The organism is Cytobacillus purgationiresistens, from assembly GCF_030813235.1.
Classification (GTDB): Bacteria; Bacillota; Bacilli; order Bacillales; family Cytobacillaceae; genus Cytobacillus; species Cytobacillus purgationiresistens.
Genome location: NZ_JAUSUB010000057.1, coordinates 1 through 13654, shown reverse-complemented (window position 1 = coordinate 13654; position 13654 = coordinate 1). Strand labels below are relative to the sequence as shown.

General features: G+C 36.1%; 2 protein-coding genes. Both read right to left on the bottom strand.

Features of this window, described 5'->3' with window-relative positions; all coding sequences use genetic code 11:
- Positions 1 to 6745, bottom strand: a 6745-nt coding sequence (locus tag J2S17_RS28250; RefSeq protein ID WP_307480594.1) for a non-ribosomal peptide synthetase, incomplete at its 3' end; no start/stop codon positions are given.
- A 10-nt stretch (positions 6746 to 6755) separates the two neighbouring features.
- Entirely contained in the window at positions 6756 to 13640 is a 6885-nt protein-coding gene (locus tag J2S17_RS28245) for a non-ribosomal peptide synthetase (RefSeq protein WP_307480591.1), read from the bottom strand.
- Positions 13641 to 13654: the final 14 nt, after the last annotated feature.

The window sequence follows — 13654 nt, the reverse complement described above, 5'->3', positions numbered from 1 at the left end:
GCCAGGAAACCCCATCGACCGCAAGGTGATGAATGGCAAACAAGAAATGGTCGCCTCTTCCCGTTTTGAATAGTACGCCGGCGACAAGCGGACCCACCGAAAGATTGAAGCTGGCTTGGATGCGTGTGGCTTCCTGTTCTATTTTTTGAGCCAGTGCCTGATCGGTTTCATGCACGAGAACCGTCTCCCAATGGTAAAGCAGCTTTTCTTGAAGCGAGCGATTCCATTGGATAACGGATGTCTTTTCTTTCCGATAATTCATTCGAAGGGCATCGTGATGATTCACGAGCGCTTGGAAGGAAGTTTTCAAGGCTTCTTGGTCCAAGCCCTTCGGGCTGTGTAACAAAATAGACTGGTTCCAATGATGTGCCTCCTCGAATCTTTGGTCAAAGAACCATTTTTGAATCGGTGTTAAGAGGACTTCTCCGGTTACCTCTGCTTGGTTTGACTGTAAGCCATTGGCCTTCTGAATCCAAGGTGCTAGCTGTGCAATCGTTGGATAGCGGAAAAGGTCCTTTAATTCGAGCTTCCATCCCTTCTCATGGAGGCGTGCTGCGACTTGAATTCCCTTAATTGAATCGCCTCCAAGATCGAAAAAGTGATCATGGCGACTGACTTTTTTTGCCTGCAGCACTTCCGTCCATACAAGAGCTAAGCGCTCTTCGGCTTCTCCTTGCGGTTCTTCATGAACAACTCCCGTTTCCATTGTTCCATCGAATTCTGACAGTGCTTTTTTATCCACCTTTCCATTCGCTGTCAAGGGAAACTGTTCCAACAGGACATAGGCGGTTGGCATCATATAATCTGGCAGCTGCTTAGCTAATTGATTTCGAATGGCAGAGACCGTGAGGGTCTCTTTCCCTATTAAATAGGCACAAAGGGACGGCATTCCATCGGCATCTTTTCGTGTAAGAACCAAAGCGTCTTCGACCCCTTCAAGGTGAAGAAGCTGGGCTTCGATTTCCCCTAATTCGATGCGATGGCCTCTGATTTTAACTTGATCATCTATCCGCCCTAAATATTCGAGGCGGCCGTCTGGCAGCCAACGGGCTAGGTCGCCCGAACGATACAGTCGAGTGCCAGGTGCTAAGGGATGATCAATAAATTTCTCGGCGGTTAATGCCGGCTGATTTAAGTATCCTCTGGCTAACCCTTCTCCTGAAATACAGAGTTCTCCAGGGACACCAATCGGCGTTAGGTTTCCCCATTTGTCGAATAGATTAATAGATAATGTTGGAATTGGGAGACCAATAGGACTATTATCTTGTAATATTTCCTTCATTGTTATTTCCTGATAAGTAGCATGGACGGTAATCTCTGTAATGCCATACATGTTAATTAGACGATTATCAGGATATTTTTTATGCCAGTCTTTTAATATTATTGGTGCGAGAGATTCCCCACCGAAAATAATATATCTTAAGGCTAATTTAAAGACTCTTCTGTTTTCTTCTTTCATAAGCGCACGGAAAGCTGTAGGTGTCTGATTTAATACAGTTATTTTTTCTTTTTCTAATAAATCTAGAAATAGTCTAGGGTTTTGTACGGTTTCTTTAGATATAACTACACAAGTACCTCCATTTAATAATGCTCCATAAATTTCCCAAACAGAAAAGTCAAAGCTGGAGGAATGAAAAATGCTCCATACATCATTCTCATCAAAATCGAATAAAGAATGATCACTTTTAAAAAGTCTTACCACATTTCGATGTTCTACCATAACACCTTTGGGCTTGCCAGTGGTTCCTGAAGTGTAAATAATATAAGCTAAATCACTAGGCCTAGAAAAGCTTGTAACATTTGGAATATAACTTTCCATGCTGAACTCATTAAGGCAGATAATTTCACCATTAAACATAAGCTCATCAGGGAAAGAAGACTCTGAGATAATCACAGTGGCCTTACTGTCATCTACAACAAACTGTATTCTATCCATTGGGTATGAAGGGTTAACAGGAACATACGCACCTCCGGCTTTCAACACTGCTAACATACTGATCAACATATTAGGTGATCGATCCATAAGAATAATTGCCAACTTATCTGAACCTATTCCTATACTTTTTAATTTTCTTGCCAAATGATTAGCACTGTTATTTAATTCCTTATAGTTTATTTTTTTTCCGGAAAAACTCACTGCAATCTTTTCAGGAAATTGTTCAACTTGTCTTTCAAAGAGGGAATGTATTGTCTCCTCATTTGGATAGTTAATCTCTAATTGATTAAAGTATTGTGTTATATGCTTTTTTTCCAAATCTGAAACAATATTAATATTTCTAATAAGTGCTTTAGGACTCTCTACTACTTTCTTTAATATTTCGATAAAATGGATACTCATTTGATTAACCATTTCATCTGAAAAAAGTAATGTTTTATACTCCCAGGAAAATGAAATACCTCCATCTTCTTCAAGTGTTGTTTCCAAAGTCAAATCAAACTTTGATGTTTTATGAGGTAATGGATATGGTTTGACTAGTGTTTTATCCAATTTGAATTGTGTTTGTTCCATGTTTTGATGAACCAGAGTAACATCAAATAATGGATGACGACTTGTATCTCTTTTAATTTCAAGCTTTTCTATTAAGTCTTCAAATGGGTAATCCTGATGTTCCAAAGCAGTAAGAGTCTGCTTTTTAACTTCTTGTAAAAAAGTTTGGAAAGTTTTCAATCCTTCAGGGTGATTACGCATTGGAAGCATGTTCACAAAGACTCCGATCATATCTTGTATCTCTTCATGAGTACGGCCAGAAGCGGGTGAACCAATCACAATATCTTCTTGCCCACTATATTTAGAAAGCAAGATATTGTAGGATGCTAACAGCAACATATATAGGCTGCTTTCATTTTCATGTGCTAATTTATTCAGTTTTCCACTAAGTATTGGGTCGATTTTTCCTGTCAAACGTTTTCCTTGAAAACTTTGATTGGATGGTCGTATATCTTTTATAGGTAATTCCAAAGGATCTGGTATACTATCAAATTGATTTAGCCAAAAGTTCCTCTGTCTTAAAAGTTCATTAGAGTGTTGCTCATCCTGTTGCCAAACTGCATAATCTTTATATTGAAATGGTAGCTCGTCAAATTTTTGTGTATCATATCCAGATAAAACTTCCTTCACAATAATATTCATGGAAACCCCATCGGATATTATATGATGCATATCGAAGAAGAGGATAGATTGTTGTTCTCCCAAAGTCATCAAAGATACTCTGAATAAAGGTCCTTTTTCTAAATCAAAAGGCTTTACAAAAGATGAATCTATAAGTGAGGCACTTTCATTTAATGTACGAATTTGAATTTGATCAATTTTAATATTGAAATTGTCTTTTATAACTTGAATTGGTTGACCTTCATGCATTTTAAATATAGTTCTTAAAATCTCGTGACGCTCTACAACTTGCTCAAGTGATTTCGCAAGCCTCCTAATATCAACAGCACCTTCTATTAATATGGCATTTGGCATATTATAGCTTGTTCCGATTTCTTCAAACTTACTAAGTATAAATATACGTCGTTGTGCAGAAGAAAGTGGATAGTGACTTCTTTTACTAACCTTTTTAAGATTAGCTTTTTTAGATACTTCAGTGGAGACATTTAATCGTGATGAAAGCTGGCGAATTGTTGGGAAATCAAATATATCGGCTATAGGAAGTGATTTTTTAAATGTTTTTTTAATCCTAGCCGCTAAAATTGTTGCTTTCAGAGAATGGCCTCCTATAGAAAAGAAATCATCATGTACACCTAAATCATTCAAACCTAATATTTCTTTCCAAATGGCTAAAAGGCCATGTTCCGTTTTGTTTTGAGGTGCTTCATAGCGATTGTTTAAATATACCTCTGGTTGAGGCAATGCTTTTCTATCTAATTTCCCATTAGGTGTAAGTGGCATTTTGGCCATTATCATAATATGAGCAGGTATCATATATGTCGGCATTTTTTTTCCTAGAAATTCTTTAAGATCATTTTGTAACGATATACCAATAGAATGATTATTTTTAGGTACGACATAGCCACATAGATAATCTTCATTTGAAGAATCCTTTCGTAGTAATACTACAGCTTCATTTATAGCTTCATGTTCTAATAGATAGGTTTCAATTTCTTGCAGTTCAATTCTATACCCCCTTATTTTAACCTGCTGATCCATACGACCCGAGTATTCAATTTCACCATCTAGAGTCCATCGGGCTAAGTCCCCTGTGCGATACATCTTTGTTCCATTTTCAAACGGATTATCAATAAACTTCTCATTTGTTAACTCTGTTCTATTTAAATATCCTCTTGCTAATCCAATACCTGCAATGCAGAGCTCACCCGTTACCCCCATAGGCATAAGATGATTGTAAGCATCAACAATGTATAGCTGCACATTGTCTATAGGTTTTCCGATAGGGACAATATCATTATTGAATGGGGGTTTGCAATTATAATAAGATACATCCACCGTTGCCTCGGTTGGTCCATAAAGGTTTATTAATTCTGTTTGATTTGCTGAGTATAACAGTTCGTTAAATTCGTGAACTTGTTTTAAGAGTAATGCTTCACCACTTGCAAAGCATTTCTTTACTAATGTAAGTTGCTGGACAGTCTTCTCTTTTCCCTTAATAAAGTTTAAAAAGGCCTGTAACATTGAAGGAACAAAGTGAAGAATGGTTACATTGTTCTCATAAATTGTGTCTACTAATATTTCCGGATCCTTTTCACCCCCAGGAGCCAAAAGACATAGAGAAGCGCCTGTAATTGTCCACCAGAATAACTCCCAAACAGAGACATCAAAAGTAAAAGGAGTTTTTTGCAGAATTACATCATCTTCATTAATTGGGCATTCTTTTTGCATCCAATAAAGCCGGTTCATTACTGAATTATGTTGAATCATTACTCCTTTTGGTTTACCTGTAGATCCAGAAGTATAAATAATATAAATTAGATCTTCAGGTGAACTATTCAATATAACATTATTAGTATTCCCAGAATATAAACGAGGATCATCTAATAACAATGTCTCTCCTTTAAACTCTGTTGTTATAGGTTCAATGTCAGATGTAGTCAAAATAAAATTCGATTTAGAATCTTCCATCATATAGTTTGTTCTTTCAACTGGAAAGGAAGGATCAATTGGTAAGTATGCACCTCCAGCTTTTAGAACGCCAAAAATTCCAATTATCATTTCTAGGGATCGTGCTAGCCTAATAGCTACTGTATCACCTTTTTGTAATCCACTTTCCTGCAGAACAGTAGCAATCTGGTTGGCCTTCTCGTTTAGCTGCTTATAAGTAAGTTGTTGATTTTTAAGTGTTACTGCTGTCTTATTTGGAATCCGTGTAGCCTGTTCTTGAAGTATTTCATGTATCGTAATATCTCTACGATAGTTTACTTCTGGACCACTGCTAATTTCTTTTATCATTTGTTTTTCTAACCCGTTAAGCATTTCTAATTCTTTGATTGCTATTTCAGGAAAATCAGTGACTTGATTTAATAGATTAATTAAATGAGATGAAATATTTTTTATCATTGTTTCTTCATAAACATTTGCATTATAACTAAGTCTTAAATGAAAGTTCTCACCCGGTATAACCAATAATTGGAAATCGTAATTTGTATGTTCAGTAATATCCATCTTAGTAACTGTTAATTTGTGTTCTCTATCATCAAAGGAACTCGTATTAAGAGGATAGTTTTCAAACATAATTAAATGGTTTAACAAGTCCTTACCAAGACTGCTTTGTGTTTGAATATCAGCTAAAGGTACAAAGGCATGCTCTTGGGAAACAAGAGCATCCTTTTGTTGTGCCACTAATAATTCGTCAAAGGTTGAATCATCCGAAATTGTAACTCGAACAGGAGCAGTCTGTATAAATAGTCCAATCATTTGTTCTATGCCAGAAATTTCAGATGGTCTCCCCGATAGAACGGAACCAAATACTACATCATTAGACCTGTTGTATTTTGACAATAGAATTCCCCACACAGCTTGGATGTAAGTATTAAGTGTTACTTTGAGTTTTTTTGTGTTTGTCTCTATTCTGGAAAGAAATCTTGAATCTATCGGTATATCAAGCCATTTTAAGTCATACTTTTCATACGTAGCACCTTTCTCATTTTTTTTTGGTAAGGAGGCTTGGGCTTCATATCCATCTAAATAACTTTTCCAATAATTTACGGATCGATCTTTATCCTTTTTTTCCAGCCAATTTATATAGCTGCTGTATGGTTGAACAGACTGCAGATTAGCTGGCATACCAGTCATCATTTCCTCATAGATTGCGGTGAATTCTTCCCATACAAGACCTAAAGACCAGCCATCCAATAAAATATGGTGAAAACTCCACAAAACTGTTGAAGTGGATGTGCCAGTTTCAAAAACAGTAATTCTCATAAGTAAATCTTTATCTAAATTAAAAAGATGGTTTTTGTCTTCATTTAGATAAGTGTTGATATATGTTTCTTGTTCTTGAGTATTTAGATGAGATATATTAACTGATATAATTTTTGTCATTCTCTGACTTAAAACTACTTGAACTGGGCGAGGCACACCCTCATGAATAAAGATAGACCGCAAAATATCATGACGAGCGATCAGCTTATTAAAACACTCCTCAAATACTTGAACATTGATGCTTTTATCAATCTCAAGACGAATCTGTTCTAGGTAAGCGTTGCTTTCTTTTGAATATAATGCATGAAAGAGCATGCCCTCCTGCATCGGGGACAAAGGGTAAATCTTTTCTATTGCTGGGCTTACCATCATATTCCTCCTAGGATTTGAATTTTGCTTCTAATAAATCTTGTAAATTTTCTATATCTTCTAATGATAAATTGTGATTTTCTCCAAAGTCTGAAGGAGTAAACTCCGCTTTTTCTTTCATTGAACAAAAATTAATTAACTCTATGAGATGTGATTTAAAACAATTTGACCAAGCTTCTATATCTGTATTACTATACTGGCTCCCGTTGTATTCCCACTGGAATTGCAAGTTACCATTGACAACCTTACCTATTATTTCGATATCATGAGTCCGTACTGATTTAGAATTAATTGATTTACCCAATGGTAAGGAGGACAAACCAAATGGTCCATTAAGATCTTTCCCATATTCTCCTAGATAATTAAAGCTGATTTGAGCCTCTTCCTTCTCAGTAAAAACTTCGTTATTGTTAAATGGACATAGATGCTTTATTATGCCGTAGTTCATTCCTTTATTTGGAATCCCTCTTATCATTTCTTTTATTTTCTTAATTAGTAGAGCTTTGTCATCAGAATATTGAGCGTCTAGCTTAATAGGATAAATAGAGGTGAACCAACCAATTGTACGAGATATGTTGATATCATTTTTCATCGATTCTCTACCATGCCCCTCCATGTTAATTAGGAACATCTCATTTCCAGTCCAATCTTTTAGGCTTAATGTCAGTGCAGACAGTAAAATATCATTTATTTCTGTATTAAATGCCTGATTAACTTCATTCATCAGTTGATTTGTAACTTGCTCATCTATTTCAATTTGTACTGTACTGCTGTTAATGACAATATTTTCATGCGCAGGTTCTACCTGTTTCAACGATGAGAAATTCCCCACTAAAATCTGTCTCCAATATTCCGCTTCTTTATATAAATGAGATTCTTGACTATATGAAGATAAGATCTCCGACCATGATTGGTAGGATGCTGTTTTTTTAGGTAAGTTAAAGTTGTGTCCCTTCTCTAAAGCTAAGTAACTACTGATAAAGTCTTCAATTAATATTCTCCACGAAACCCCATCAATTACCAAATGATGAACAATAAATACTAAGAAGTCTTGCTGCTTTGTTTTAAATAAGCCTAGAGAAATTAGTGGCCCACCCTGTAAATTAATCTTCTGATGAAGGTTTTCCATCTTTTGCTCAATCTTTGTTTCATAATTTTTTATACTTTCATAGCTAAAAACCTCAAAACTGAACAATTTTTCCTCTAAACATGAGATTCCTCTATTAAACTGTTTAACTGTAGTATCGTTGTTAAATGTCATACGTAAGGCGTCATGGTGTTCTATAAGTTTTTTCATTGCCACTTTGACATTCTTTTCTACAATCCTTATTTCTGAAGCTAACATAATTGCTTGATTCCAGTAGTGCTCCATACCTTGTTTTTCAAAAAACCATTTCTGTATGGGAGTTAGACTTACTTTTCCTTCTATAATTCCTTGAAATTCTTCATTCAAGTCTCTTTTAATAAATGGAGTAATGCTTTTAATTGTTGGATATCTAAAAAGATCTTTTACCTCCATTTTCAGATGAAGATTATATAGTTTCGCAGAGATCTGGAGTGCTTTAATAGAATCCCCTCCTAAATCAAAGAAACTATCATCTGTACTGATCTTTGAAAAACCTAACACTTCTTTAAAAATATTAACGAGAATTTCCTCAATTTCATTAATAGGTAAGGTAATACCCTGAGTTGTTTCAAGATCTGGTTGAGGTAACGATTGTATATCTAACTTACCATTAGAAGTCAGCGGGAGTGTCTCCATCTCTTTATACATAGTGGGTACCATATATCCCGGCAGAGTTTTTTGAAGTTCTCTCCGAAGTTCATCAGAATCAATCGAATCCTCAAGTACATAGTAGGCACAAAGAACCTTCTGATTATTAGGTCTTTCAAATACAGATACAGTCCCATTTTTCACTGATGGATGACTCAGCAAAGCGGCTTCAATTTCTTTTAGTTCAATCCTATATCCTCTTATTTTTATCTGGTTGTCTTTTCTTCCTATATATTCAATGTTCCCATCCTGAAGCCACCTTCCAAGGTCGCCTGTTCTGTAAATTCTATCTCCTTCTATAAATGGATTTTCAATAAATTTACTTGCAGTTAAATCGGGATTATTCAAATAACCTCTTGCTACCCCTGCTCCGCCAACATATATTTCACCAATTACTCCAATTGGTTGAAGGTTGTTAAATTTATCAACTATAAACGTACTAGAATTACTGATCGGACGTCCGATTGGTATATTACTATTAAACAACTTATTAACAGGGTAATAAGTTGAGAAAGTAGTATTTTCAGTTGGACCGTATGCATTAATAATTTTGACAGTTTTAAGTTGTGTAGCAAGGTTAATATGCTTAATGGATAAAACTTCACCACCTACGATTAAATATCTTAAAGGTGTAAACATGTCTTTGTAATATTCTGCGTATTGATTAAACAAAGAAGAAGTTAGCCATAAAACACTGATTTGGTGTCGGCTAATATAATCTGACAGGTCCTTGGCTTCTAAAAATAGTTCCTTTCTGCATAAATGAACAGTTAAGCCATTTAACAATGCTCCCCAAATTTCAAATGTTGTTGCATCAAAACCTGTAGCGCCAGTAAGAAGAATCTGATCAGAATCATTGAATTCAATGTAATTTGTATTATTAACCAAACGGTTAATATTCTTGTGGGTAACCATTACACCTTTTGGTTCTCCAGTTGTCCCAGAGGTGTACATTATATATGCAAGATCCTCAGGTGTATTACTTACATTTAAATTGTTTTCAATTCCATCTTCAAAAGGAAGTTCTTTTATATTTAAGATTTCCGCAGGAGAGTCAAATTCTATCGTTAATGCTGAATCAACAAAAAGAAACTTTGCTAAGCTATCTTTTAGCATAAATTTTAACCTATTTTCAGGAATCTCTTTATTCAAAGGCAGGTACACGGCTCCTGCTTTTAGTATTGCTAGGAATGATACAATCATTTCTGCCGATGGCTCCATTAAAATTGCAATTGTTTCCCCTTGTTGAATTCCTTTGTTCTTAAGTAGATAACCTAGTTGATTTGCTTTATCATTTAATTCTCTATATGTTAGAGGATACCCATGGGATACTACAGCCGTTTTCTCAGGGTTTACTTCAGCTTGTTTTTCAAACACTTCCTGTATCGTGAGAGTCGAATAATAATCAGTTTTTGGTCCAATCGAGTATTTCAAAATTTCCAGTTCTTCCAGTTCAGAAATCATTTCCAAATTATAAATCTGACGATTAGAATCTGAACAAATTGCTTTAATTATGTTTAGGAAACATTTTGAAAAACGGGCAATCGTTTGTTCATTAAATAAATCATTACAATATTGCAGATTAAGATGAAGTTCTTTGTCTTCTATAAAAGCCTCTAACATTAAGTCGAACTTAGAAGTTGTAGTTTTTAATTTATATGGATTTAAGATTAATTCATCCATTTGAATCCTTGGAATTGCCTTATTTTGCAAAACAAATGCCGCATCAAATATTGGATTTCGTCCAGGATCTCTTTCAAGATCTAATTTTTTTATCAGTTCCTCAAAAGGATAATCTTGATTTGCAAATGAGTCTAATGTTGTGCGTTTGACTTCTTGTAGGAATTCTTTAAATGGCTTTTTACCCTCTGGATATAATCTAATAGGAAGCATGTTTACGAACATACCAATTAAACTATGAACATCTGGGTGAGTTCTACCTGAGACAGGAGTTCCTACAACAATATCTTCTTGCCCGCTAAAACGACCCAATGTAATTTGATAACATGAAAGTAAGATCATAAATAATGTAGTATTAGTATCATTTGCAATCTTATTAAGGTGTTTTAATAATTCACTGTTTATCTTAAACTCATACCGATTTCCTTTATATGTTTTAACCCTCGGACGATCGTAATCAAGCGGCATTTCAAGTAATGGAATTTTTTCTTTAAATTGATTGAGCCAATACTCTTCTTGATTATCAAGCCTATGTTGATTGAGCATTTCCTTTTGCCAAGAAGCATAATCTTTATATTGAAGAATAGGCTTATCACTATTTATGCCATGGTAAAGATCGAATAGTTCTTTTTCAATTAATTCAAGAGATAATCCATCGGATACAATATGATGCATATCTAGTATTAGATATTGATGGTTTTTCCCAGCTTCAATTACAGTCATACGAATAAGAGATGGCTTGAATAAATTAAAAGGCTTAATAGATGTTTCTATAAATGAATCAATGTTCTCATAATCAATTTGCAATACATTAATTTCATTGTTTACATCCTTATGGATTATTTGGAAAGGTTCGTTATCTACCATTTCAAAGGAAGTCCTAAGAATTTCATGCCGTTTAATCAGTTTATTAAAAGCTTTTTGTAGGTTATTTAAGTTTAAACTGCCATTTACTTTTAAAACTGCAGGCATATTATAACTTACACTGATTTCTTCCATCTCATTAAGGATAAATAAACGTTTTTGTGCGGATGTCACAGGGTAAGTGTCTGCCTCTTTAGCAACGGAAATTGGCTTATAGTTCACTCTTACTTGATTTTGTATTAATCGAGACATCAAGTGTATGGTGGGATTTTCAAACAAATCCTTTATTTTGATCTCTGTATTGAATAATTTATATATATCAGAGGTCAGTTTAATCCCTTTTAATGACTCGCCACCGAGAGAAAAGAAATTCTCGTGAATGCCTATTGTGCTAACTCCTAAAACTTTGCTCCAAATCTTAGACAATACTTTTTCTATAGGTGTTCGTGGTGCTTCATGCCGTAAGGCTTGTAGGTCAGGTTTTGGCAGAGCTTTTCGGTCCAGTTTTCCATTCGCTGTTAGAGGCAGCTCTTCGAGCATTAAAAACTGAGTAGGCACCATATACCCTGGCAGTTTGGTCAATAATTGGGCTTTAATTGTTTCTAAAGAAATGGCAGCCTGGCTATCTTCCCAAACGAGATATCCGCAGAGGTAGTCATCTCCTGTCGAATCTTTATGAAGGGCCACTGCAGCTTCTTGAATCGATGCCATTTTTTCAAGCTGAGCTTCAATTTCCTGTAGCTCTATTCGATATCCACGCATTTTCACTTGTTGGTCCATGCGGCTGGCATACTCAATGTGTCCATCTGGTAACCAGCGTACGAGATCTCCCGTTCGGTACATCATGTTGCTTGATCCGAATGGGTTCTTCACAAATTTTTCGGCTGTCATTTCCGGCTGATTCCAATACCCCTGCGAAACTCCGCTGCCTGCGATACACAACTCTCCAAAGATACCGATTGGTTGTAGGCGGTTATGCGGGTCTACGATGTAACATTGAGTATTACGAATCGGTTGGCCAATGGTCACTTGTTGGTCTAAAGTGACATTTTTAATAGTTGACCAAACTGTAGTTTCTGTTGGCCCATAAGCATTATAGATAGACAAACGATCGTAGCCTTGAAGCCGTTGTAATAATGTAGGTGGAAACGCTTCTCCTCCTACTATGAGAGCCTTCACCGATGCTAAGCATTTTTCTCCTTCGGGATACATCATCAAGCCCTTAATTCTGGAAGGGGTGGCCTGAATATAAGTCACCTTTTGATCGAGAATCAGCTGACTTAATAACGTTGGGTCCAATTGTTCCTCCTCGCTCGCCATAATTACGCTGGCCCCTTTGGCCAATGGAAGGAAGGTTTCGGTAACAAAGATATCAAATGAGATCGTTGTCAGAGCGAGCATAGACTCATCCGCAGAAAAACCTACAGCGTCTGATATTCCTTCGATAAAATTTTGCACCGAACGGTGCGGCACCATTACCCCTTTTGGATGGCCAGTGGAACCAGATGTATAGATAATATAAGCCAGGTCATCGGCGGAAACGTCCACATCCAGATTTGAGCCGTCTTGACTTGTGTCCATCAATTCTAATATTTTCCACATTTTCTCTTTAATAGTTTGAAGATGTAATTCGTCATCGGCAATGATACATTTGACCTCGCTGTCATTGGCCATGAAAGCTATGCGGTCTTCTGGATAATCGGGATCAATCGGAACGTAGGTAGCTCCTGTTTTTAAGATGGCCAGGAGTGTGATAATTAATTTATCTGAACGTCGCAACATAACCCCGATACGGTCGCCTTTTTGAACCATTTTATTTTGAAGTGACCGAGCCAATCGATTGGCCTGTTTATTGATTTCTTCATAGGTGAATGGGTTGTTTTTTGAAACGAGTGCAAGCTGTTCAGGTCTTAGCGTCGCTTGTTCTTCAATGATTTCATGTAATGGACGTTCATTACTTTGTACTTGTTCTGGATTCAATCCATTGAGTAGATGATGACGTTCCTCATCCAGAATCATTTCTACTTCAGTTAACTGCGCATTAGGATCGATCGCAATTCCCTCTAGTATTTTAATAAAGTGAGCAGCCATTGCTTCTATATCCCGTGGTGAGAATAGCGCTGAACTATATTGAAACCAAGTACTCAGCTTTCCTTCATTTTCAGTGACTTCCAAGGTAAGATCTACTTTGGCCGATTTGTCTTCTAATGGATAAGTCGTAATCTTTATGTCAGCTAATTCAAGCTTCATCGAATCAGCTTCATGCATAATAAACATACAATCGAAAATTGGATTTCGACTAAGGTCCCTTGCGATAGCTACATTTTCTACTAATTGTTCAAACGGATAGGATTGATGTTCAAAGGCAAGGATCGTACGATCCTTTACTTTGTTTAGCAGGGAAAGAAAACTTTGGTTTTCGTTTATCCCCATTCTCATTGCAAGAGTATTTCCAAGCATCCCGACCATGTGGTGCAGGTCGGCATGGGTTCTACCCGCAATCGGTGTCCCAACAATAATATCTTCTTGTCCACTATGCCTAGAAAGAAGAAGCTGATAAGCGGAAAGCAAGACCATAAATAAGGTGGTTC